This is a genomic window from Arthrobacter sp. SAFR-179 (assembly GCF_059414945.1).
Genome location: NZ_JBPFDM010000012.1, coordinates 87,780 through 110,340, shown reverse-complemented (window position 1 = coordinate 110,340; position 22,561 = coordinate 87,780). Strand labels below are relative to the sequence as shown.

Genomic DNA, 22,561 nt, shown 5'->3' with positions numbered 1-22,561 from the left:
ACCTCACTGAGACATCACGTCGCGAATCACCCCGGTCAGCCGGAAAAGGCGTTACTGATACACATGCTCACCGTTCACCGGTCCCCGCAGGATGTGATGTCATCGAGCGGATGACCGCCGTGAAGGTCAGCCGTTCCCCCGACGACGAGCAGGTGGCTGTACTGCTGGCAGCGTCAGCCGCAGCACTGGGACGCCTCCAAAGGTTCACGACATGATCCCGCCCCGGACCCGGCTGCAACTCCACCTGGCGGGGGAACCAAGACTCCCGGGGGCGCCAACAATTTTCCACTAGTTCAGGAGGCACATGATGAGTATTGGGCCTGAGGAAACGAGCCCGGAGGTCCCGGACTCTGACGCCCTCGAGCAGCAGACACCGGCGCTGCCCGAAGACTCCCAGGGGTGGCCAGTGACCGGGCAACTGCCCGACGATGTCCCGCAAGCGGACTTCATTGCGCAGCACCAAGCCGTCCAGCCTGACAGTGCCGGCTATGACGGGATCACCGCATCGGAAGTGGAGGCCGACGAAGGAGACCTGATTGAGGGGAATCTGGGACCACCAGTCGAGGACGAAGACGACTATCCCGACGCCCGCGGGGAAGTCGTTTAGAACGGGCAAGCACAACACCAGAACTTTGTTCAACAGGGATGGCAGTGATTGGAGGCGAAAGTGGTGGATGACAACGCACAGCGGTACATCAAACTTGCTGCCAGGCTCGGTTTAGATCCCGTAAAACTCCGGGCCGCTGACGAGTCATCGGAGTTCGTCTTGGGCCTCTATCTGCGGGACCCCGCGGTCTTGTCGACACTGGAACGTCGTCATGGTGGTGGCAGGAGGGGCGAAAAGTCCGGCCTGGGGCAGCGGCAGAAAACCTCACCTCCCGCGAAGCCGGGAAAGACCAGTGCGCGGCGCGCGGCGGACAGGAAAAGGAACCGCGAACTTGCGCTGGCCGCGCTGGGAGCCGCCGGTAGGTCCCTTCTGACGCCTGAACAGGCCGAGACGGAACGACTGAAATCACTGCGGGAAACGAATCTTCTGCGTACCGGGGCGGAGGAACCCTTTGACCGGGTCGTGGCTGCTACCCGGGAGTTCTTTAACGTCGGCGCTGCCTCACTGTCACTTATCGGCAGGAACACTCAACACTTCAAGTCAGCCATCGGGCCCCTCCGCAACGAGACCCCCCGGCAAATCGCCCTCTGCGCGGCAACCGTTGAACAGAACTCAATGCTGATCATCAACGACGCCCTGACCGATGACCGCTTCGCCTCCAACCCTCTCGTCGTCGGAGAGCCCCATATCCGCTTCTACGCCGGCTACCCCTTGCACGGCCCACGCGGCTGGAACATCGGCACCTTATGCATCATCGATCAAAAACCCCGACCGTTCCCCCCTTCCGAACAACAGGCACTCCGGATACTCGCAACCATCGCCCAGAACTACATAGACCGAAGGATCTAGCCGCATCGACGGCTGCGTTCTCCGGATCAGGAGGTCGACATGATCTATTCAGATCCTCGCCCAGTCGCACTGACCTTGATTGAATCGGGTCACCTTTCCGTTGAAGATCTCTGGCATCAGTATCGCGCCAGGGGAGGAAAAGCGGACGCTTTGGAGCTGGATGCATACATCCACGACATCCCCCTCCTACATGGACTGGAGGTTGAGATTCTGACGCTAACCCTGACCCAGCTTCTTCCAACCCGATCACAAGCTGGGAACTCCAAGAGGCGTGGCAGGAAGTTCATTTACCCCATTGCTACTGCCCTTGAACGGGTCCGGGGACTCCAAATTCCGAGCCACCACCGAACTAGCGGCTGACCGACGCCTCCACTGCACCCATAGCGTGCGGTGGCCAACACGCCCTCCGACCGCCACCCCATTCAGCCCACGCTGCCACGTCCCGCCCCCTCAGATCCATGGATCCGGCCTGGGCGGGCAGCCGGCACCTGTAGCTCAGCTGGCAGAGCATCGGTTAATCCTCGGGTCGTGGGTTCGAATCCCACCGGGTGCACTGATGCCGATGAATTGGTAGGCCCCTTCGATAAACACGCTTTCTCAATAACGAAGAATTCCGACAGGGCAGCGAATCGAGAATCGCCTGATTGATCACTCATCGAAGTGCCGCGCGCGGACCCCGCTGTACTGTGAACTTGGTCTGGAACCTGGCTCAACTGGGGAGCAAATGAATGAAAGCGCTTAGAGTCAAGGGTGGCAAGGGTGTTGTGGGGCTGGAGCCCCCTGGTCTAATCCATCTTGTGTGGAATCCCGATGTTCGTATCGAGGAAGTGGACGCCAAGGCAGCCATGGCGGCAGTCAACGCCCTCGCCAAGGGCGCGCAGTACCCGATGCTGGTTGACATGGCCCACACACGTTCGGTGAGCAGGCAGGCGCGTGCTGTGTTTTCCATTCCCTGCGCAGCGTCAAGGATCGCCCTGCTGGGCGCCAGTCCCGTGGACCGTGTCTTAGCCAATTTCTTCCTGGGCATCCACACCCCGCCCTGCCCCACACGGTTCTTCACATCCCGGGCTGAAGCACTGGGATGGGTGATGAGCGAGACGCTCTAACTCGCTATCGTCCTGGCAGAGCGGGAGCTTTCTTTCCGATGCGTTCCACGAATCCACCGCGGCAAGGGCTACCGTGGGGGCGTCCGCTGCGGGTGTTTTTGACTGTTTTCCCTGTTCCTTGCTTTGTTTTGGTCAAGGTTTCATCAGCTTCGTCCCACCGCGACAGTTTTGGTCATATGAGCGGCTAGAGTTGCCGAATCATGGATCTGAAGGGTGTCAGGGCGTGACAGAGCTGGCTGAACGGGGCGGCGGTAGGGAGGTTGCGGTGGCCGGTCAGGAGCACGATGACTTGCCGCTGGTCGCCCATGACATTCTTGAGGTTTTGCGTGAGGAGCTGGCAGATTCCGGGCTGTACAGGCGGTACGTTGACCAATACGTGGCTATGTGGCCTGGCCGGCACCGGCGATTGGTCTCCGCACTGAACACGGAAGATCACGAGGCATTCAGGGATGCGGTGCTGAGTGTGAAAACGTCCGCCGGGATGCTGGGAGCCCTCCGGCTTGAGCAGCTGGCACTGGAGATGGAAGACGCTGTACGGAAGCAGCGGATGGAAAGGGTCAGAACGCTGCTGACTGAACTGGAAATCTGCGGCCAACTCACCACAGAGCAGCTGCGTGATGAACTCGCCGGACCCGCCTGAACCCAGACAGCATGGCTGCAGCAGACAGCGATTTCAAGGGACTCACCGATACGGCATGTGCTGCATGGAGATCTGTCCTCCTGGAACCTTCCTGATGCAGCACCTTGAGCACTGCGATCAGGCAAAAGCGAGGTCCTACCCCCATTCGCCACCGCCCGCCAGGAGCAGGCGTGGGCCGCGCCGCCGGGCCGAAGTCCTGGAAGCTAGATGGTTAGCGTTACGGGAACAGATCACAGGATGTATTCCCGTATGAGCTTCGCCCGGGCGCGCACATTCCCGGCTCGCTGGTGATCTTCGTTCCAGGGTTGAGGAGGCCGGCGCGCCTCTGGATCGCGAACCCAATCCCGATCCTTCAGTCGGGGTTCTCAGGCGTAAACTTGCTAGGTGATGGCAGCGCTGGGCTGCCATGGGGGTGATGGGGCTATGCAGTACCCACGCACGGCAGTGGTGATCGAAGACGACCCCGATATCGGCAACCTGGTGTGCGGTGTCCTGACCACCTCGGGGTTATCCATGGTCCGATTGGTGGAGACAGGGGTTAAGGGTGCCGCAGCTGTGCGGGATTTGTCCCCGGCGATCGTGATCCTGGATTACGGACTCCCCGACATCAGCGGCTTCGAAGTCATCCGTCAACTCAGGACCTTCAGCTCCGCCCCCATTCTCATGCTGACTGGACAAGCTGACCTCACGGACCAGCTGCTGACGGCCGGCGCCTCTACAGTTCTCACCAAACCCTTCCGAGTGGCGGTGCTGCGCGCCCGCGTCGAAGAAGTGCTTCGCCTAGGCCAGAGGAAAAGGGATCAGATTCCGGGACCTCCTGTCCCTGACATCCCGTAAAACACTCAGCCGTACCTCTACCTCTGCTGCTCACACCCAAAAAGTCCGTACCGAATTGATTTGTCGTTCTTACAAACGAAGGATTTCAAGAATAGGTTGAATCGAGAATCCCGGGCTCGATCGCTCATCGAACTGACGCAACGTCCTGCCCCGGAAAATTGGGACGACGACGAAAAAGGAGCCGCACGGGGCCCGGTTCTCACAAATAGTTCTCGAAACGGTACAGTCGAACTAAGATCCCGAACCGAGTTTTGAGAAGAGAACACCCCCATGGCCACGCACCGCATCGGCTACGCCCGGGTCTCCACTCGGGACCAAAACCTAGACCTGCAGATCGAAGCACTGGAGAAGGACGGATGCGACAAGATCTACAAAGACACCATCAGCGGCACCAAGTCACAACGCCCCGGCCTCGACCAGGCTCTGGACAACCTGCGCGACGGTGACACCCTGGTGGTGTGGAAGCTGGACCGCCTGGGCCGGAGTGTGAAAGACCTCCTGGACTTCGCCGGCGGACTGAACCACCGCGGCGTAGGATTCGTCAGCCTCACCGATGCGATCGACACCACCACGGTCTCCGGACGCTTCTTTTTCAACGTCATGGCTTCCCTGGCCCAGATGGAACGGGAACTCATGGTCGAGCGCACACAGGCCGGACTGCAGGCCGCACGCCAACAAGGCCGGGTCGGCGGCCGCAAACGCATCATGACAGATGCCAAGATCCGCTCAGCCCGCAAACTCCTCAAGCAGGGCACACCGCCCCGGGAGGTCGCCGACACCCTAGGAGTCTCCGTGCCCACCCTCTACCGATGGGTCCCGGCAACAGGCGCGACCGAGGCACCAAAGAATTAGTTCCTGCAGGTTGGTGCAGGGGGCTTCAGAAAAGATGACCGTTGGTGCAGAGGGCTATTGAGCAGAATGAAAGTTTCGGGCAGGGCACTTGTGACATTTCGATGTCCATACTCGTCTGCACAACCCCGGAATTCCGCGGGCGCTTGTGCAGTCGACTTGTGAAAACGACACGGAGGCTTGCCGGAGGTTGGTCAGAAACGGTCGTTTGTGACCCGCTGGGTAGGAGCCCAGCACAGGCCATTGGCGGACCCGGTTTAGGACAAGGCGAAGATCGAGGGTTTCAGTGCACGCGTTACAGCCCGGTGGCTGCCGAGTTTGCTTGTCAGTGTGACCACCATAGGGGCAGTAACCAATTCGCTGTCCCCTTTATTGCGCTTGTCACACCACTGACGACCACCACTCCCCCAATGCCCGGCATAGCGTGGGCTGGTCCTGTTCAAGACTTGGGGTCAATTCTTGCTATCCACGGCTGGTGGCCGGGAGCCATGGGGAAAGCTCCCATTCGGCGTCCGGAGCGGGGGGACTCGGGGCGAATTTCCCTCGATTGTTTCCAATCGCCGGTAAACGTGCGCCTCGTCCCCGCTTCGAACGGAAAGCACCGCAGTGAAAGGCGTGACCGGAACTGGGTGCGACTTTCGTCCACGAACAGGATCTAGTTGAGCCAGTAGGCGTCATACTGAACGAAGTTATCCCGGGGTGCCACACTAGAAGGGCGCACCCAGACCCGAAGGGCAGGCCGGGCCATTGGGCGGGTTAGCCCTCCTCCCCCTGGCAGCCCGCCGAAACCCCCGGTCATCGACTAATCACCGAAGTGACACACTTGTGTTAATCGCTACCACGAGACTAGGGGCCGGTCAGTGGCCGCAAGCGGCATGGCTAGCGTGGTTCCAGGTTGGGCCAGGCGGCGCAATCACTACTCCTTGTCGGCCCCACAGGGCTACGCAGTCTACATTTTGCTCAACAATTACTCATGCCATAAGTCATGCCATACGTGCTGTTGGACGTGCTAACGGATGCGTTACTAAGCGATAAACAAGAGATCCAGCGGCTAGACGTATTTGCTGTTACGCCCAATTGGCAACCGAGTGAGTCATGAGACGATCAATGGATCACCACACCGGATCCTTCATGGTGGCCCGAGCCATACCAAAGACGGGAAAATCTATAGCGGGCACAACGGGATACGCCATAAGAGGGCTTACGGGCAGGGCATCGGGAGGTCCAACTCGTGATGCCATTGATGTGACCATGGCCGGGAACACCTGGCGACACATAGGCCGACAAGCATAAAAGACAACGTGACCAACAACCTGCCACAACGTAAGTCGTCCTGCTCTAAGTTCTGTTATTCCGCTCATGCGTGTCACTGCCAGCATTGCCAGTAGAGAACTAATACCGTTGAGATCAGGACAACATGCAACCCACCAAGTAGGAGAATCGCTGGCCGATGGCACGATCACTGCAGACCCCCATAAACCCAAGATCTCAAGCGACGCGCGCCATTGATCGTGTTATCTCACTAGCGAACGGCAAAGGCGGAGTCGGTAAGACAACCACCGCAGCCAACGTTGGCGGATACGTGGCATTGGCGGGCTCTCGCGTGCTGCTGATCGACCTTGACCCGCAAGGCGATCTGGCCCGCGACCTTGGTTACGAGCGGCAGACAGGGAGGGAATTCTTCCAAGCCCTCATCGCAGGCACGACACCGATGATCCTGCGCAATGTACGCGAAAACCTTGACGTCATCCCTGGGGGCCAGGACCTCGAAGACATTCAGGGCCTCATGCTGTCCCGCTCCAGCCGCTCCGACGCAGGGGACTTCGGCGACATGCTTTACGCAGTCCTGGCGCCGCTGGCAGACGACTACGACTTGATTCTGATCGACACCCCTCCGGGGGAGCGGATCCTTGTAGAAGGCGCCTTCGCAATCTCCAGTGCCGTCGTCATTCCTACCCGCTCCGATGATGCGAGCATCGACGGTGTCGAACGCATCGCACGCCGATTCATGGCTGTACGTGATCGGAACCCCTCGCTGCAGTTGGCCGGCATAGTCCTGTTCGGCGTCGGACCGCGCTCCTTGCGCTTGGAACGAAGCGTCCGGGATACCTTGGAGGAGATGCTCGGCACCGTCGCCCCAGTCTTTGAAACCCGCATCAGGAACCTCGAGAGTGCAAGCGCCGACGCCCGCCGCAAGGGCCTGCTCTTCCACGAACTTGAAGGCGCCGTTACCGACGCTCAAAAGAACCGCCTGAAAGCGCTCCGGGCAGGGGAGAAGCCGGAGGACGGCTTCTTCTCGCGCAATGCCGGGGGACTAGCCGAGGAATACGAACAGCTGACAGGCGAGATCCTGGCCCGACTAAACGAAATCGAAAGCGAGAACCAAGCATGAGCGGCCGGCAAAGCCTTGCCGGGGCATTCGCACCTGTAGCGCCTGCCCGCGGTGCAGCACTGCAAGGGTTGCTGGCTCCAAAGCGGGGGAGGGGAGCCCCTGCATCGGCACCCAAACCCGAAGAGTCCATGGAAGCACCGGCCCGAGAACCTATTCAAGTGCCGCTAGCAGTAGCACCCGAGCCGGCTGCTGATACGCGCGTATCCCACGAAGAGCCTTTGGCGGATAACCAGCCCGTTCAGCAGGAACCCCTCAATGAGGCACCCCTTGAGGTTGCAGGGGAACAGGAAGAGTCCAAAACATCCGTCAACACCCCCAAGGGCACTCAACAGCTGCCTGATGCCAAAAAGGTGGCTAACGCACCTACAGTCTCCAAACTGGTTTCCGGAGCGCTGCGCAACGTCGGCGTCTACCTGCCTCCGGCGCTCCTGGCTCAGGTCAAGGATGCCGTCTACCAGGAGCGGACCACCTACGCCGACTTATTGATCGATGCCTTCGAAACGGTCGAGGACAAGCAGATCGCCAAGGAGTTTGCCACCGAGACCAAACTAACCAAGTCCGGTATGCCCCGCCGCGCCCCACGGAAACGAGGGGAGGCTGGCATTCAGATCCAGCTCCGTCTCGACGGGCTGCAGGTGGCGTGGCTGGATGAAAAGGTCGCCGAATTCGACGCACCGTCACGCAGTGCCCTGGTCTCGGCCGTGTTCAAGCTTTATATCCAGTCGATACAAACGTCACACGAGTAACCTTGAATCGCCCAGCGCCGTGCGGCCTGGATTCCCATAGCCCTTATGGTTTGACCTATGGCAAGGCTTATGGCACGAAAGCGGGGGTGCAAGGTTCTGCTAGGATTTGAGCGGCCCACCTCCACAACAATCCCCGTCGATGTGTACAGGCCAGGGGAGTACTCACAATTGCTAGGACTCGCGCTGACCCTTTATCCGGTTTTACTGAAAGCCATGTCAGACAGTGACCATTCATCGGGTGGCCCCTCGAACATCTCCCACGGATAGTCGTCGTCGGGGGAGAGCAGCTCTGCGACGGTATGAACATTCTTCGCAAGCCATTCCCGCCAGACGATCCGATCGCTTCGATAGCGCATTATCTGCGCAGCGACAGCTTCCAGAACCCCGAATTGCTCCGCGAGCTGCCTCAATGACGTAGCGGCAACGGTGGACCAGGCGCGGCTGGCGCCGCGGGCAATGAGGTTCCAGGCAGCCAGGACTTCCAAGGCTTCGTTCACGGCGGACCGAGAGAGCCTGGTGACGCGTACGATTTCTGACGTCGGCATCGCGGGGGAGTGCTCCAGGGCCTCGTAGACGAACGCGGCTGGCAGCCCAAGCTCACGAAAGACCGGGCGAAGGGCGTGAATCTTCCCCTTCTGCCAGCTGGAATCCTCGGCCGCTGTCTTCAGCTCTTCCGGAATCGTCAACATGTAGAGGTCTCCCTTGGTTCCCCGACCTTCCTCCACTAGGGTGACCAAGGGATCCTTCTCCGCCCGCAATTCGCGGAGATGCATCGCCACTGTGGTGTGGTCCAGGCCGGTAGCCACAGCAATGGAACGAACACCAAACTCCACGAACCTAGACGCCGTCATATGCGCAGCCTCCCCCAGGGACCTCAGCACTATCCTCCTCGCCATACCTGTCCTGGATTCCTGGTAGTTCACCTCCCTGATCCGCAGGGCGTTACGCCACGTCCGAATAAACCGATGCTCTGCATCGGGATTTGAAACTAAGGGAGAGCCCTTTATCCCTGCCGCCTGTGTACTTGGCTGGCTAGTGGGGGATCTACGGACATTGTCATTTGTTTCGCCTTTGGCCTCGTTTTTGGTTTTGCTGAGGTAGCTGACGGCGCTCATCCAGTCACGACGTAGGGACGGCAGCCGGTGGCGTGCCGCATATCGGGCGTAGAAGGAGGCCAGACCGGGCCAGGTCCCCTGAAGCATCCGGCGTTCAACATCGACGAGTTCGAGGCCGGCGGCTGCTGCGGCCACGATGACAGCCTGGCGTGCGTCGGAGTCGGTGGCGTACCGGCTGGTGTCATACAGGCCGGTCTGTGCGAGGACCAGCATGGCCCGGGACATGCGGCCGGCGGGCTGGTCGAAGACTGGTGCGTTCGAGATGGCAGGGGTGAAGATTTCTTGCTGCCGGAGCGCCCTGACGGCCTTGATCTCTGCGGTCAGATCCTCGGTCATGGCGGTCCAGACGGAGGCGCTGTTGGGTCGGCGGGCGACGTCGTAGGCCATGGAAAGGCTCATCGCCAGCTCCTGGTGGCCGCCTCGCTTGTGCGGTGAGCCCGGGGTGCGCATGCAGCCGTGGAGCAGGTTCTGGTGCGGGGTCTTGTCCAGGGTCCGGTACCGGGTGCCCAGCGCCTCGACAAGATCACGCGCTTCGGAGAAAGTGACCCGCTGTGCCAGCGGGACGTAGACGTGGCGGCCGCCATTGGGGGAGTAGTCCTCGATCCAGCGGGCCCCGACCGAGTGCAGCCATGTCTGAACGGCGCGGACGTCGGCCTGGACCCCTTCTACTCCCGCTATTGAGGAGTCAAAGTCGAGAAATATCGCGGCACAAGTACCGTCTTTCCCGAAGATTCGTACGGCCGCCGGCAGCGAAGGGAGTGCTTCGCATAGGTTCCGTTCGTGCTTTTGCGGGTAGGTCCTGCCCCCATCACGCGACAACCGTACGCGCGGCTGGCCTGCCAGAAGTGGCGAAAGCGCTGCCCACACGAAAGCTGGGTCATCTCGCTGCTCTGACACGCCAGTATCCGGGCATGCTGGCAGCACGGAGACGTGCTGATGTACGATGTCAGTAATCCTTTCGGGGATTGAGGTACGAAAAAGGGCCGATCCTGCCAGATCGGTTTCATAGCAACACAAAGGATGGCCTTCACAGGCTCTCCACGACTTACAATCTGATCCGCCGGCAAGCAATCCAGAGGGTAAGTCTCAAGCTTCGAAGGCCCGCCTAATGCGGGCCTTCTTTTGTTATGAGGCCATACGGATGGGCAGCTCCTGCTGGTAGTCATCATGATCGAGGGCGGCCAGATCTTCCTTCAGCTGTGGCTCGACAACAGACAGAAGGTACTCCGTGACGGTCAGGCCCTTATGAGCTGCCACTTTGGCGATACCGTCAGCGGTGGGTTCGGGTGAGCGAAAACCAATGAACTTACGCAGGCCTTTGCTGGGGCGCCCGCCGCCTCGATTAACTGCTACTGCCGTCATTTGCTGTGTCCTTTGATTTTGTAGCCGTTTGAACGGCTACAGCTTCATCGTTGTCTTGCCTGCCACCAGGACACCTCATCCCTGTGACTGCTCCGAAACTATCACCGGCCAACTAAACCCTTAGGGATTTGTTTTCAGAAAACGGGACCGTGTCGCCATTGTGACGTGTTGCTCTGGCATTTCTTAGGGCGGGGACCATCGGCGTCGCTTAGAAACCCTTGGCCACAGCGGCAGCCGCGGCGAGCCACGCGCGCTGGGTGACCGGTTGGAGGGCGTCGTAGCGGATGGGGCCGTTAACCAGCGCGGGGTCGTAGGGGATGCGGACCACGGCCCGTACGTGCGGGGCGAAGCCCTCGGCAATCCTCTGAGCTTCGTCCTTGGCGCGCTTGAGCGCGTCACCGCTCATACTTCGTTTGGCATCGGTGGACTCGGAGACGATGACGACGGCGTTCCGGGCCAGTTCGGCGTCGTGGCCACCACGGGATTGGAGGGTTTGAAGGGTCAGACGGGCAGCTTCGGCTCGGTCTTCGATCGCTGTTACGGGAACGACGAGCTGGTTCGTGTGGTGGATCATGCGGCGCCAGTTGGCGGCGCGGGCGGTGTTTCCGGAGTCCATGACGATGAGCCGGTAATAGCGAGTGAGTACCTGGTGGGCGATGTCGACTTCTTCGGCGGTTACTTCGTGGTCGCCTTCGTCGTTTTCGTCTGAGCGCAGGACGTCGAACTTGTCTGCAGTCTGGTGGTGGACGAACCGGGCGATCTCGGCTGCTTGGGCGCTGGGGGAGAGCAGCGCCTTTGATGAGTCGATGAGATCCAGGACGCTGTTGTTGTGGCCGCCCTGTTCAGTGCGCCAGCCCAGCGTGCCTTGTGATTCGTTGTTGTCCCAGGCGATGGTCGCTGCGCCGCTGTAGCGGGCCAGGATCGCGCTGAGCATGACGACGGTGGGTGTCTTGTTCGCTCCGCCCTTGCGGTTGGCGACGGCAACGGTGCGGGGGCCGGGCCAGTGCTGGCTTACTGTGCGGATGTCTTCGCGTTCGGCCAGTTCTTCTGGGGAGGGGGCCATGCGGAAGCCGAGGCGGCTGAGAGCGCCACGCCACCCGCGCGTGGCCGGCTGGAGGACGGGCGCGCTGACGAGGAATGAGGTGTCTTTGAGGCTGCGCGGGGGGGCAGGCTCCTCGGCGAGTGGCGTGGAGGCCGCTGTCGGCTCCTGGACGGGTGCGGCCGTGACTGCTGCACCGAAGATCACCGGCGGAGCGTCGGCTGGTTGTGAGGGCGTTTCCACGAGTGAGGGGGCGGCGGGGGCCGGAGCGGGCACGGTCGCGGCCTTTGCCGGCTCAGGTGAGGGGGCGGCCTTGACGGGCAGACGGTCCTGCTCCCGCTTCGGGGTGGGCTTGATCGGAGTTGCTTCGCTGACGACGCCGTCGGGGGAGACGATGATGAGGCCTTGCCCGTCGGGGTCGGTGGTGCTGACGCGGACGGGTCGGCCGAGCTGGGCAGCGGTTTCGGTGATGAGGCGGAGCGCATCGTTGAGGACGGCGGCTTCGTTGGCGGCTTCGATCGCGTGGGAGGTTCCGTTGATGGTGACTTCGCCGGTTCCGTTGGTGCGTAGGACGGCGTTGATCTTGGGGAAGTCGAGCGCTTGGGTTTCCATCATCTGTCCTTACTTTGTGCCGCTGGGGGGTGTGAAGCGGTTGACCTGCCAGGGTTTGTCGGCTGCGCTGCGGAGCAGCTGTACGTTGTAGTCGCCGGCATCGGTGGGAAAGACGACCTGGCAGCCGAAACCGTTGTTCTCATCGATCCTGAGCTGGCCCGTTCCGGTGATCCTGGTGACCGGGATGTTGGCCGGGTCAACGTATTGGTAGTCGGCGGTTGCTTGGGCGGTCAGGAGCTGGCCGATTTCCTGGATCCATTGCTTGTCGGTGACGGTGGGGCGGGCGTAGAGCGTCATGGCCTTGGTCGCGGTTTCCAGCGCGGTTGTTTTGCTTGCCTCGTCCCAGGCGATGCCGAGGGTGGCCGGTGCTGTGGCGCCGGGTGCCTGGGGTTTGCCGCCTGCGCTGAGGGTGGCCGGCGCGGTGGTGGACGTGCTGGGCGCCGGTTCCGTCGGCGTGGTAGCGGCTGTCGGCGCGCATGCCGTACACAGGAGCAGTGCCGTGAGTGCTGTCAGGGTGCGTTTCATGGTTCCTCCGGTGAGTCGCTGCCGGGCAGGTAGAGAAACGCGCTGGGAGTGCCGTTCTCTACGGTTCGGGTGTAGTAGGTGTGATCGTTCGGGGCAGGGTTGCCGTTGTAGCCCTCTTCCAGGAAGCTGCCGTCACCGTTGACGGCTTTGACGATGGCGACGTGTCCGTAGGTACCGTCGGCGCCTCCGGTGCCGGGGGAGTACCAGACGACCGCGCCGACGCGCGGCGCTTTGCCGGTGGGCCAGCCTTTGGCGTCCCAACCGTCCTTCCAGGTCAGGGCGGAGCCGAGGAGGGCGCCGTCGGGTCGGAAGGTGCCGTTCAAGGCCCTGTAGGGGGCGGTGGTGCTGCCGAGCTGCTGGTTGACCCGCCAGAGGGCGAAGTCAACGCATTCGCGGTTGAACATCCCCAACGGGGATGCCGCGTAGATCTGCGAGGTGCGCCACGGCAGGTCATCGCCTTTACCGGACTCACCAGGGATGCCGCAGGAGCTTGTGCCCCCGGCGTCGGTGATGGTGACGTCGCCCAGGGCGGCGACGACTTCCACGGCGGCCGGCCAGTAGGTCTGGTAGTGGAACGGGTCGGCGTTGCGCTGGACCCTGTGGGCGGCCGTGGTGGGTTCGAGCTGTTCCCAGCCGTTGATGTTCTGGAGGGCCTTGAAGAAGTTGGTGGCGGATGCCGTGGGGTTCATGCGGTCCTGGTAGGTGCCCCAGACGCCGTTGTCGCGCTGCTGGAACAGGCCCCGGGAGTCGGGTCCGGGACCGTCGCCGTGGTCCAGGACGCGAAGCCCTGACTCTCCCATGGCCGTCATGACACCGGTCGTTTGCCCCCGGACAGACACCCCAACGGACTTGCCGGCGTTAATGATCAGTGCCGCGTTCTTCAGCTGCTCGCCCTCATAACCGGCCACGGCTACCTTGGGCAGCCTGTTCGCGTCAACACTGACGCCGGGCCCGGTCGCTGAACACACATCGGCCGCGGCCTGGGAGCCGCCGCCGAACAGGATGATGGACAACACCAGCCCGATGGGGGCAAGGACGGCACCGGCGACCAGCGCAGGCGCGCTCGTTCGTGATTGCATGTGTCCCCCTCACATTCGCTCGGCCGCTTCGCGCTACTGCTGCTGGTCCTCGTTCACTTCCGGTGTCTGGCCCTTCCGCAGAGTGTTCCGGTTTTCCCAGACCCAGTCTTTGACTTGATCTCTGGCGATCAACCATGTCTTCTCGACTTGGTAAGCAGGAATCACTCCGGTTTGGAGCCAGCGGTAGACGGTGTTTCGGGAGAGCCCGAAGATCTCTTCGAGGTCCTGGGGCGTCAGACGCTCCGGGTACTTGGCGAAGAGAGCTTCCAGGTACTTCGGGTCCACGCTCAGTCCGTCCCACCGCATGAAGCCATCGTAAACCATAAATTGGTACTGTGATGTACTGGGAGTGACTGAAAGGTACTAAAGCTGTTGTTCGGGGTCACCGTTGGCCTTTCATGTCGGATGGTACCGATACGATCTTTGCGGACATTACTAGGGGATGTGAAATGCCGGTCTCAAAGAATCGCTGGGTGACGCTCGGCGCAGACACTATCGACGAACCTGATTTAGCCATCCCGGAAGTGCCATCCTTCGTCCCTGCGGGGGCGACGAGGCCGCAGCTGAGTGTCCCGCAGCCGGACCACGCGGACCGGCTTCCTCGACGGGACGTCTCCGGGAGGGCGCCGGGGTTTTGGTGGCTTGGGGTCCACGGCGGCGCGGGCGAGACCTCGCTCGCACGGCTGGATAAGAGCACCAAGGCAGCCGGGCATCACTGGCCTTTGACGCCAGCCGGCTCCGTCGTTGTCCTGGTTGCCCGTTCCAATGTCCCTGGCCTCCGCGCGGCACGCCTGGCCGCAACGGAATGGGCATCACGGTCGCTTCCCGGGATACAGGTCGCTGGTCTCGTCGTCGTGGCGGACGCCCCCGGACGGCTCCCCAAAGAGATCCGCGACTTCTCCCGCGTCGTTGGCGGGGGAGTGCCCCACGTCTGGCATTTCCCCTGGGTGGACCCATGGCGGTATGGCCACGACGTTGCCCCTGAAGAACTTCCCAAAGAAGCCCGCACCGTCCTTGAGCAGGTGCGCCTCGCCGTAACTGCCGCTGCCGGACACCCTGCCAAGTAGAAAGAAGAACCCATAAATGTTGCTCTCCAAAGCCCTCGAATGGTCCAGCTTTGCCATCACCGAAATACCCAACCCCGGCACGGGCGAGGCCCCTCCCGGCTCTGCAGGCCTGCTGACGATCCTCAAATGGATCGCCTGGGTCGTCTTCGGCCTGGCCGTCGCCGGCATCCTGATCACGGCCGGAGCGATGATGATCAACAACAAACGCGGTCAGGGTGGTGAGCACGCCGCCGCCCTCGGGTGGGTCCTGGCCGGCTGCGCCCTGGCAAGCTCCGCGAGTGCCGTCGTAGGCCTCCTGGTCTAAGGAGCGGAAGCCATGACTGAACCGACAGTGAACGAAGACCAGAACCCGCTGACCAAACCTAAGTTCATCATCTCGGCCGTTGTCGTGGCGATCATAGTCGCGCTCGGGATCGTCCTGGCCCTACTCCCAAAAGGCGGAGGAACCCCGACAGCCGAACCAAGCAATTCCGGACCCACCACAGCCAGCACCCAGCCCAGCGCCGCAGCGGCCGCCAGCGTCTGCGGGCTGCCCTCCAGCGACCAAGCCAAACCAGCCACCACGCCCACTGACACCAAATGGGAACTGGTCGGCAAAATCGCCGCACCCACATCTCCCACGCAGTTCGGCCCCGGCAAGACCGAAGCCAATGGCCTCCGCTCCTGCTTCGCACACTCACCCACCGGAGCGTTGTTTGCCGGGGCAAACATGATTGTTCTCGGAAGTTCGGGACGTCCGGACCTATTGGCTCAGCATCTCGTGGTCGAGGGACCGGAACGAGACAAGATGCTGGCGGAGCCACCGACCAATGCCCCGACGACGGCACCTTTTCAGATCGCGGGTTACAAGATCGTGGACTACGCCGGCAATCGAGCCGTCGTTGAATACGGCCTCAAAGCAGCAAACGGCAGCGTGGGGTCAGTGCCCGTTGCAATGCAGTGGCAAGGGGGAGATTGGAAATGGGTTCTGCCAGCCACCGGCATGACAGAAGCACGACAGCTCTCTGATTTGAACGGCTTCATTAGTTGGGCGGGTGTCTAACTTTGTTCTCCGCCAATGAGAACGGGCAGCCCTGCAAACCGTGGGAAGTTGGATGCGTCGTTTCAGACTGGGCAAATGATCGTGCCAATGACGCGGTCAAGAACATGGCCCAGGCAATCGCAGACGCAGTTGGGAATGTGGTCAAGACGCTGGGGACATTTTGGCTGAACGTGGGAACTCCCGCTCTAACCGCAGCCCCGGGAGGGTCCACCGCGAGTGACCCGGTGTTGTTCCTGCAGAACAGTCTCTACTTCTGGACGGCTTCCCTGGCTGTGATGTCTGTCCTCGTGGGTGCAGCCAAGATGACGATTGAGCGCAGGGGTGCACCCTTGCGGGATCTGGTGCGTTCGCTGGCGACCCTAATCGTCGTCTCCGGCGCTGGTGTAGCAGCAGTGGGACTGCTGACAGTCGCGGCGGATCAGTTCTCAGCCTGGATCATCACCAACTCCACAAACGGGACCTCGTTCAACGAAAACATCACCGCCCTATTGGCGCTCTCGGCCACCAGCCCGATCGGGTCGATCATGATCATCCTCCTGGGGCTCATCGCGATTCTGGCATCCGTAATGCAGATCGTGCTCATGATTATCCGCGGTGGCCTTCTCGTCATCCTGACAGGGATCTTCCCTACGGCTGCAGCTTTCAGCAACACCGAGGCCGGCAGGGGTTGGTTCCAGAAGTGCACAGCTTGGCTGATCGCTTTCATTCTCTACAAGCCCGCGGCCGCCATTATCTACGCGACGGCCTTCCAGCTCAGCGGCAGCAAGATCTTCGGAAACGTTGGTGACGGCAAAGACTTCGGCTCCGCGCTCCTGGCAACGGTCACCGGACTGGCTCTGATGATCATTGCCCTGTTTGCCATGCCGGCCCTCATGCGGTTCGTCACCCCCATGGTGGGTGCTGTCACTGGTGGCGGTGGAGCGTTGGCTGCGGGAACGGTCGGTGCGCTGGCTTCAGGTGCTATCAGCATGGGCAGTGCCGGGCGAGGCGGCGGCTCATCCACCAGCTCGATGACGACTCACAGCACGTCAAGCCAGAGCCCTGGATCGCAGGGCCCCTCGGGGACTGGAGACCAGGGAACAGCAGGAAGCTCTGGCATGGCAGGAAAGAACGGCGCCCGGGGTTCGGGAGCCACGGGTGCGCAACCCGGAACCGCGCCGGCAACGTCTTCCGGTGCCGCCAGCGGAACTGCGTCCAGCGGAGCGGCGGCCGGCGGTGCAGCAGTGGCGGGTGCGGGTGCCGGCGGTGTCGCGGTATTGGCCGCGCAGAAAGGCGTCGAAGCCGGCCAGGCCGCTTCCGGGGCGATCAAAGATATGAGCGAAGAATCCACGGGGGGTGCCTGAGATGGCAGCTATTGAGAACACCTATAGGGAACCGACCTACGGTAACTGGCGGCGGCCGCGTAAGGCCGGCATCGGCACCCTCGGTGGGCTGGCAACAGCCGGTTTGTTTGTTGGCCTCATTATCACGGTGATCTGTCTCTTCGTCGGTGGCTGGTTCCCAGGCTTGGTCTCGCTGCTCATCCTTGGGGTGGCGCTGGCCGTCGTCTCGGTGACCGACAAGCACAACAAGTCCGTGGGGGAAAGGGCGTTCGCCCGGCTGGCGTTCCGCTCGGCGCGGCGCAGGAAGGCCAACATCTACCGCTCCGGCCCGTTGGGACTGACGCCCTGGGGCGAGTTCCAGCTGCCTGGAATCTCTGCCGGATCCAGGCTGTACGAGTTCAGCGACTCCTACGGCCGCCCGTTCGCCCTGATCCACCTTCCCGCCACCTCCCACTACACGGTGGTCTTCGGCACCCAGCCCGACGGGGCCTCCCTGGTTGATCCCGAGCAGATTGATGCCTGGGTGGCGAACTGGGGCGGCTGGCTGGCCTCGCTATCGAATGAACCCGCCGTCGTCGCAGCATCCGTCACGGTCGAAACCGCACCCGACTCCGGCGCACGGCTGCGCCGGGAAGTTGAATCGAACATCCACGAGGACGCCCCGGACATTGCCAAGGCCATGCTCCGAGAGGCGCTGGAGACCTACCCGCAGGGATCCGCCACGATCCGTGCCTGGGTTGCACTGACGTTCAGCGCCGCCGCCCGGGCCGGCGGCAAAAGGCGCACCGCAGAGGAGATCGCAAAGGATCTCGCATCGCGTCTTCCCAGCCTGACCGAACGGCTGGAATCCACCGGCGCCGGCGCGTGCGCGCCGTTGAACGCCCAGGAACTATGTGAGGTCGTTCGGGTCGCATACGACCCTGCAGCAGCCCGGCTCATCGATGAAGCCCACTACCAGGGCACACCCGTTGACCTGGACTGGAGCGATGTCGGACCGTCCGCCCACCAATCCGACTGGGACGGCTACCGCCACGATTCCGGGCACTCTGTGTCCTGGACGATGACGGGCGCACCCCGCGGACACATCCTCGCATCAGCACTGGCCCGCCTGATGGCCCCGCACGGGGAGATCGCCCGCAAGCGAGTCACCTTGCTGTACCGGCCGATCGAAGCCGGCCGCGCGGCCGCCATCGTGGAGTCGGACCAGACCAGCGCCCTGACCCGGGCCTCCTCGACCAACCGGCCCACCGCCCGCGCCCTGGTCGACGCCCGTGCGGCGCAGGCCACCGCAGCCGAGGAAGCCAAGGGCGCCGGGCTGGTCAACTTCGGCATGGTCGTCACCGCCACAGTCCTGTCCTCCCGCGACCTTGAGGACGCCGTCGCCGTCGTGGAGGGCAACCTCGGCCCGTCGGCACGTCTGCTGTTGCGCCGCGCCTATGGCTCACAGGATTCCGCCTTTGCCGCGTCCCTGCCACTGGGGCTGGTCCTGCCCAAGCACTTGAAGGTTCCCGAAGAGATCCGCGAGGCCATGTGATGTTCGGCAGCCGCACCAAGCACCAGCACACTAAAGCTCCTGCCACGAAGCTTGCGGCCGCGGTCGCCCGCCGCCCGGGCCTGCGGGGCTGGCGGGGCCGCGGACAGGGCGAAGCTGTGTACGTCACGGCAGCCGATGAATGGCGCGGAACCTCGGTCCAGGTCTGCGGTCTCTGGCCGTTCGTTGGCGGCTCCGGCACCCCGATCCTGGGAGTGCCGATCGGCGTTCACACCGACACCGGAGCGCCCTTCGGGGCAGATCCGATCAGCTGGTTCATGCACGGCATGATCAACAACCCCTCCATGTTCGTCCTCGGCCTGCCGCACTACGGCAAGTCCACCCTGGTCCGGCACATCGTCCTGGGCCTGGCAGGCCGGAGCATCAACCCGTTGATCCTCGGTGACCTGAAGCCGGACTACGTTGACCTGATCGAAGCCCTCGGCGGGCAGGTCATCAGTCTGGGCCCCGGGCGCGGGCACTTGAACGTCCTGGACCCCGGTGAAGCCACCGGTGCAGCTGTCAGGCTGCTCGCCTCAGCCGAGGAACACCGCGCCGCAGCTAACCGGACCCTGAACGATCCAGATGGTGACCAGGCAGCGGCCGCGCCGCTGCTCGCGGCGGCGGTGAAGGCGGAGAAGCTGGCCGAACAGCTGATGGCCGACTCGCACAACCGGCGCCTGAACATGATCACCGCGCTGATCACCATCGTGCGGAACGCCAAGCCCAGCGCCCACGAGGAATCCCTGATTGACCGGGCACTGCACATCCTGGACGAGCGCCTGGACCGCGTTCCCCTGATCGGGGACCTGATCGAGGTCATCAAAGCCGCCCCCGACGAGCTCCGGGCCATCGCCCTGGACCGTGGCGACATGGGCCGCTACCTCGACGCGACCGACCAGCTGCGCCAGTCGCTGTACTCCCTCGACGGCTCGGGCAGGTTCTCGGACATGTTCTCCCAGCCCACCGACCAGCCGATGGACCTCACCAAACCCGTGGTCTTCGACCTCTCAGGGATCTCCGACACCCAGCGCGACATCCAGGCGGCCTGCCTGCTGGCCTGCTGGTCAACCGGGTTCGCGACCGTCCAGGTCGCCCACACCCTGGCCGATGCCGGTCTGGAACCGCGCCGTAACTACTTCGTCGTCATGGACGAACTGTGGCGGGCCCTGCGGTCCGGGGAAGGCATGGTTGACCGGGTTGACTCGCTTACCCGTCTGAACCGGACCGAGGGCGTCGGGCAGGCCATGATCACCCACACCATGAGCGATCTCGAAGCCCTGCCCACCGAATCTGAACGGATGAAAGCCCGCGGCTTCGTCGAACGCTCCGGCATGGTCGTCTGCGGGGCGCTTCCCGGAGCAGAAATGGAAAAGCTCAACAAAGCCGTCACCCTCTCCCGGGCCGAGCAGGCTCGGCTCATCTCATGGGCTGACCCGGGGTCATGGACCGACGTCGGCGGATCCCGCAAACGGGTCCGCCCGGGCTTGGGGAAGTTCCTCTTCAAAGTCGGCGGCCGCCCCGGGATCCCGGTCGCCCTCAAGCTAACCAGCGTCGAAGAGAAACTGCACGATACGAACAAGCGCTGGACGATAAGTAGGAACGGCGAAGGGGACAACTGATGGGTGCACCAAACAGCGAAAAGCGTTCCCGGCTGGATACCGGAACCATCCTGCTCTGGATTTTCATCACCGTCGTGGTGCTCGGTGTCGGCTCGGTGGCCGGGGCCGTGCACGTGGGATCGATGCTGTCCAATGACGGCCAGGCTCTGCCCGCGAACCCGTTTGAACTGGTCTTCGGTCTGCTCTCGCACAAGGTCACGTGGCCCGCGGCCGCCACCTGGGTCCTGATCGCCTTCGGCATCCTCATCATCTTGGTGGCCGTCCTGGTGGTCCGTGCGGTGCTGAGCCGACGGTCCAAGCGTTCGCGTGTGGACGCAGCAGCCCAGCACATGGCCAAGGCTAAGGACCTGCGCGCCCTGAGCCTGCGCGGTGCCACGGCCACGGCTGAACGTCTCGGAGTGAAAGGATCACCCGGTGTCCCGGTCGGTAAGACCGTCCTCGGCGGGCAGATGGTCTACGGATCCTGGGAAGACATGCACATCGACATCTGGGGGCCCAGAACGGGTAAAACGACGTCCCGGGCGATTCCGGCGATCCTCGCCGCCCCGGGAGCGGCGTTGGTGACCTCGAACAAGCGGGACATCGTTGACGGAACCCGCGACGTCCGCGACGCCGAGGGGCCGGTGTGGGTGTTCGACCCGCAGTCCGTCGCACTCGAGGAACCTTCTTGGTGGTGGAACCCCCTCTCCTACGTCACCGATGAAGTGAAGGCGGCCCGGCTGGCCGACCACTTCGCAGCCGGTTCCCGTGGCCCGGATGCCAAAACGGACGCCTACTTCGATCCCGCCGGCCAGGATCTTCTTGCCGGGCTCCTGCTTGCCGCAGCTCTCGACGGCCGGCCGATCACGCAGGTGCACACCTGGCTGACCCGGCCCGCGGACGACGAGGCGGTGGACATCCTCAAAGCCAACGGCTTCACCCAGACCTCCAACGCCGTCGGCGGCGTCATCAACGCCCCCGAGAAGCAGCGCGGGGGCGTGTACGGCACGGCACTGCAGATGGCCTCCTGCCTCACGAACCGCCAGGTCGCCCGCTGGGTGACACCCCAGGGTGAGAAGGATGAGCGGCCGCAGTTCGACCCGGCAGCGTTCGTCCGCTCCAAGGGCACCCTGTACAGCCTGTCCAAAGAAGGCAAAGGCACGGCAGGCCCACTCGTGACCGCGCTGACCGTGGCCACAGTCGAGGCCGCCGAAGAACTGGCCGTCCACTCGCCCGGCGGCCGGCTCGCCACACCCATGGTCGGTGTTCTAGACGAAGCAGCCAACGTCTGCCGCTGGCGCGAACTGCCAAACCTCTACAGCCACTACGGCTCCCGCGGCATCGTCCTGATGACCATCCTCCAATCCTGGTCACAAGGCGTCGAGGTATGGGGCCGCGACGGAATGCGCAAACTCTGGAGCGCCTCCAACATCAAGGTCTACGGCGGCGGCGTCGCCGAAGCCGAGTTCCTGAACGAGCTCGCGCAGCTGGTTGGCGAGTACCGGTACTCCAACATGACCAGAAGCCGCTCCAAACAAGGCACCTCCTACAGCCACGACGATGACCGCAAGGAACGCACCCTGGACGTCTCCGACCTCGCCGCGTTCCCCCGCGGGCGCGCCATCATGTTCGCCTCCGGCGCCCCAGCCGCCCTGTTGGAGACGGTGCCTTGGATGAGCGGTCCGCAGGCTGATGCGGTCCGGGCCTCCATCACCGCACACGACCCGGCCAACAAGCCCACGGCCGCGGCCGGGAGCCGGTGGATCGCAGCGGGTGTCTCAAATGAGTGATGGCTTGGGGGAGTGGGACGACGAACTCGGAGACACCGCAGCCCCCACTGAGCCGTCCGAGGACGAAGGGGACGCACCCGAACTGTTCTACCCGAACGTCGCCGAATTCGTCAGCAACAAGCTGGCCACCAGCTACCGCCGGCAACTCAACGTGCAAGGCGGTGTGACCTGGTGCCCGCAGTGGTGGAAGCACGCCGAAACGATCAGCCGCCTCGAAGCGCTCTGGCGGGCTTGGGAGTTCCTGCGCCTGGACGGCACCACGGGCATGAGCGTCTGGTGGCGCGACCACGCAGACCACCACATGTCCGTTCTGCTCTCAACCGACGGCCCATTCAAAGGCTGCACCCCAGACGACGGCCACCGCGCCAAACTCGCCCCTCTGCCCTGCGAGAAACCGCCCCCCGGGCTGTTCTGAACCAGTACCGATACTCAAGGTGACCACGCGGGCTG

The 22,561-nt window shown here is 62.9% G+C and carries 22 protein-coding genes and 1 tRNA gene; 17 read left to right on the top strand and 6 right to left on the bottom strand.

Annotated features, from left to right (window positions below; all coding sequences use genetic code 11):
* Positions 1-307: 307 nt before the first annotated feature.
* The 9 genes from ACR65K_RS17250 (at position 308) to ACR65K_RS17210 (ending at position 8,026) form a co-directional block, all read left to right on the top strand.
* On the top strand, positions 308-607 hold the full coding sequence (locus ACR65K_RS17250; protein WP_440154236.1) for a hypothetical protein: 300 nt from the start codon (positions 308-310) through the stop codon (positions 605-607).
* Between the two features lie 63 nt (positions 608-670).
* A complete protein-coding gene (locus ACR65K_RS17245; RefSeq protein WP_440154235.1) occupies positions 671-1,456 on the top strand; it encodes a GAF domain-containing protein in 786 nt (261 codons plus the stop codon).
* 484 nt (positions 1,457-1,940) lie between these two features.
* A tRNA-Leu gene (locus tag ACR65K_RS17240) sits at positions 1,941-2,009 on the top strand.
* Positions 2,010-2,184: 175 nt separating this feature from the next.
* The gene (locus ACR65K_RS17235) at positions 2,185-2,562 is read left to right on the top strand and encodes a DUF7793 family protein (RefSeq protein WP_440154234.1); all 378 of its coding nucleotides are present in this window, start codon (positions 2,185-2,187) and stop codon (positions 2,560-2,562) included.
* A gap of 223 nt (positions 2,563-2,785) precedes the next feature.
* Positions 2,786-3,202 carry an Hpt domain-containing protein gene (locus tag ACR65K_RS17230; RefSeq protein WP_440154233.1) on the top strand — a complete coding sequence of 139 codons (417 nt, stop codon included), beginning with the start codon at positions 2,786-2,788 and terminating at the stop codon, positions 3,200-3,202.
* A 423-nt stretch (positions 3,203-3,625) separates the two neighbouring features.
* Entirely contained in the window at positions 3,626-4,039 is a 414-nt protein-coding gene (locus ACR65K_RS17225; protein ID WP_440154232.1) for a response regulator transcription factor, read from the top strand.
* Positions 4,040-4,309: 270 nt separating this feature from the next.
* Entirely contained in the window at positions 4,310-4,891 is a 582-nt protein-coding gene (locus tag ACR65K_RS17220; RefSeq protein WP_440154231.1) for a recombinase family protein, read from the top strand.
* Between the two features lie 1,447 nt (positions 4,892-6,338).
* On the top strand, positions 6,339-7,280 hold the full coding sequence (locus tag ACR65K_RS17215; RefSeq protein ID WP_236803040.1) for a ParA family protein: 942 nt from the start codon (positions 6,339-6,341) through the stop codon (positions 7,278-7,280).
* 158 nt (positions 7,281-7,438) lie between these two features.
* Positions 7,439-8,026: a hypothetical protein gene (locus ACR65K_RS17210; RefSeq protein ID WP_440154230.1), complete on the top strand. Its 588-nt coding sequence runs from the start codon at positions 7,439-7,441 to the stop codon at positions 8,024-8,026.
* A gap of 191 nt (positions 8,027-8,217) precedes the next feature.
* On the opposite strand, the gene ACR65K_RS17205 is transcribed toward ACR65K_RS17210, so the two are convergent.
* The 6 genes from ACR65K_RS17205 to ACR65K_RS17180 all read right to left on the bottom strand — a co-directional run bounded on the left by ACR65K_RS17205 (position 8,218) and on the right by ACR65K_RS17180 (position 14,064).
* Entirely contained in the window at positions 8,218-10,038 is a 1,821-nt protein-coding gene (locus ACR65K_RS17205) for a helix-turn-helix domain-containing protein (protein ID WP_236803042.1), read from the bottom strand.
* Positions 10,039-10,266: 228 nt separating this feature from the next.
* A complete protein-coding gene (locus ACR65K_RS17200; RefSeq protein ID WP_236803043.1) occupies positions 10,267-10,503 on the bottom strand; it encodes a hypothetical protein in 237 nt (78 codons plus the stop codon).
* Positions 10,504-10,711: 208 nt separating this feature from the next.
* Positions 10,712-12,157, bottom strand: a complete 1,446-nt coding sequence (locus ACR65K_RS17195; protein WP_440154229.1) for a MinD/ParA family ATP-binding protein — start codon at positions 12,155-12,157, stop codon at positions 10,712-10,714.
* A gap of 6 nt (positions 12,158-12,163) precedes the next feature.
* Positions 12,164-12,679 carry a hypothetical protein gene (locus tag ACR65K_RS17190; RefSeq protein WP_440154228.1) on the bottom strand — a complete coding sequence of 172 codons (516 nt, stop codon included), beginning with the start codon at positions 12,677-12,679 and terminating at the stop codon, positions 12,164-12,166.
* Positions 12,676-13,758 (bottom strand): CHAP domain-containing protein, encoded by a 1,083-nt coding sequence (locus tag ACR65K_RS17185; RefSeq protein WP_440154227.1) that lies wholly within the window; start codon positions 13,756-13,758, stop codon positions 12,676-12,678. The genes ACR65K_RS17190 and ACR65K_RS17185 overlap by 4 nt, the downstream gene beginning before the upstream one ends.
* A gap of 33 nt (positions 13,759-13,791) precedes the next feature.
* Positions 13,792-14,064 carry a helix-turn-helix domain-containing protein gene (locus ACR65K_RS17180; RefSeq protein ID WP_440154226.1) on the bottom strand — a complete coding sequence of 91 codons (273 nt, stop codon included), beginning with the start codon at positions 14,062-14,064 and terminating at the stop codon, positions 13,792-13,794.
* A 167-nt stretch (positions 14,065-14,231) separates the two neighbouring features.
* On the opposite strand from ACR65K_RS17180, the gene ACR65K_RS17175 reads away from it, so the two are divergent.
* From ACR65K_RS17175 to ACR65K_RS17140, 8 genes are read left to right on the top strand one after another with little or no spacing between them, the layout of a single operon-like run.
* Positions 14,232-14,825, top strand: a complete 594-nt coding sequence (locus tag ACR65K_RS17175; protein WP_236803074.1) for a DUF6668 family protein — start codon at positions 14,232-14,234, stop codon at positions 14,823-14,825.
* 16 nt (positions 14,826-14,841) lie between these two features.
* The gene (locus ACR65K_RS17170) at positions 14,842-15,129 is read left to right on the top strand and encodes a hypothetical protein (RefSeq protein WP_236803075.1); all 288 of its coding nucleotides are present in this window, start codon (positions 14,842-14,844) and stop codon (positions 15,127-15,129) included.
* A 12-nt stretch (positions 15,130-15,141) separates the two neighbouring features.
* On the top strand, positions 15,142-15,867 hold the full coding sequence (locus ACR65K_RS17165; protein WP_236803076.1) for a DUF8175 domain-containg protein: 726 nt from the start codon (positions 15,142-15,144) through the stop codon (positions 15,865-15,867).
* On the top strand, positions 15,852-17,210 hold the full coding sequence (locus ACR65K_RS17160; RefSeq protein ID WP_494568036.1) for a TrbL/VirB6 family protein: 1,359 nt from the start codon (positions 15,852-15,854) through the stop codon (positions 17,208-17,210). The genes ACR65K_RS17165 and ACR65K_RS17160 overlap by 16 nt, the downstream gene beginning before the upstream one ends.
* A 1-nt stretch (position 17,211) precedes the next feature.
* A complete protein-coding gene (locus ACR65K_RS17155) occupies positions 17,212-18,723 on the top strand; it encodes an SCO6880 family protein (protein ID WP_440154225.1) in 1,512 nt (503 codons plus the stop codon).
* On the top strand, positions 18,723-20,342 hold the full coding sequence (locus tag ACR65K_RS17150) for a putative type IV secretion/conjugal transfer ATPase (RefSeq protein WP_440154224.1): 1,620 nt from the start codon (positions 18,723-18,725) through the stop codon (positions 20,340-20,342). Before ACR65K_RS17155 ends, ACR65K_RS17150 begins: the two co-directional genes overlap by 1 nt.
* The gene (locus tag ACR65K_RS17145) at positions 20,342-22,111 is read left to right on the top strand and encodes a type IV secretory system conjugative DNA transfer family protein (RefSeq protein ID WP_440154223.1); all 1,770 of its coding nucleotides are present in this window, start codon (positions 20,342-20,344) and stop codon (positions 22,109-22,111) included. The genes ACR65K_RS17150 and ACR65K_RS17145 overlap by 1 nt, the downstream gene beginning before the upstream one ends.
* A complete protein-coding gene (locus tag ACR65K_RS17140; protein ID WP_440154222.1) occupies positions 22,104-22,526 on the top strand; it encodes a DUF4913 domain-containing protein in 423 nt (140 codons plus the stop codon). The genes ACR65K_RS17145 and ACR65K_RS17140 overlap by 8 nt, the downstream gene beginning before the upstream one ends.
* Positions 22,527-22,561 lie beyond the last annotated feature (35 nt).

Excerpts from the sequence above, each read along its gene's own strand:
- ACR65K_RS17170 (WP_236803075.1), top strand. The coding sequence starts at position 14,842 with ATGTTGCTCTCCAAAGCCCTCGAATGGTCCAGCTTTGCCATCACCGAA.
- ACR65K_RS17250 (WP_440154236.1), top strand. The coding sequence starts at position 308 with ATGAGTATTGGGCCTGAGGAAACGAGCCCGGAGGTCCCGGACTCTGAC.
- ACR65K_RS17235 (WP_440154234.1), top strand. The coding sequence starts at position 2,185 with ATGAAAGCGCTTAGAGTCAAGGGTGGCAAGGGTGTTGTGGGGCTGGAG.
- ACR65K_RS17215 (WP_236803040.1), top strand. The coding sequence starts at position 6,339 with ATGGCACGATCACTGCAGACCCCCATAAACCCAAGATCTCAAGCGACG.
- ACR65K_RS17185 (WP_440154227.1), bottom strand. The coding sequence starts at position 13,758 with ATGCAATCACGAACGAGCGCGCCTGCGCTGGTCGCCGGTGCCGTCCTT.
- ACR65K_RS17180 (WP_440154226.1), bottom strand. The coding sequence starts at position 14,064 with ATGCGGTGGGACGGACTGAGCGTGGACCCGAAGTACCTGGAAGCTCTC.
- ACR65K_RS17225 (WP_440154232.1), top strand. The coding sequence starts at position 3,626 with ATGCAGTACCCACGCACGGCAGTGGTGATCGAAGACGACCCCGATATC.
- ACR65K_RS17155 (WP_440154225.1), top strand. The coding sequence starts at position 17,212 with ATGGCAGCTATTGAGAACACCTATAGGGAACCGACCTACGGTAACTGG.
- ACR65K_RS17195 (WP_440154229.1), bottom strand. The coding sequence starts at position 12,157 with ATGATGGAAACCCAAGCGCTCGACTTCCCCAAGATCAACGCCGTCCTA.
- ACR65K_RS17165 (WP_236803076.1), top strand. The coding sequence starts at position 15,142 with ATGACTGAACCGACAGTGAACGAAGACCAGAACCCGCTGACCAAACCT.
- ACR65K_RS17140 (WP_440154222.1), top strand. The coding sequence starts at position 22,104 with ATGAGTGATGGCTTGGGGGAGTGGGACGACGAACTCGGAGACACCGCA.
- ACR65K_RS17145 (WP_440154223.1), top strand. The coding sequence starts at position 20,342 with ATGGGTGCACCAAACAGCGAAAAGCGTTCCCGGCTGGATACCGGAACC.
- ACR65K_RS17220 (WP_440154231.1), top strand. The coding sequence starts at position 4,310 with ATGGCCACGCACCGCATCGGCTACGCCCGGGTCTCCACTCGGGACCAA.
- ACR65K_RS17190 (WP_440154228.1), bottom strand. The coding sequence starts at position 12,679 with ATGAAACGCACCCTGACAGCACTCACGGCACTGCTCCTGTGTACGGCA.
- ACR65K_RS17200 (WP_236803043.1), bottom strand. The coding sequence starts at position 10,503 with ATGACGGCAGTAGCAGTTAATCGAGGCGGCGGGCGCCCCAGCAAAGGC.
- ACR65K_RS17150 (WP_440154224.1), top strand. The coding sequence starts at position 18,723 with ATGTTCGGCAGCCGCACCAAGCACCAGCACACTAAAGCTCCTGCCACG.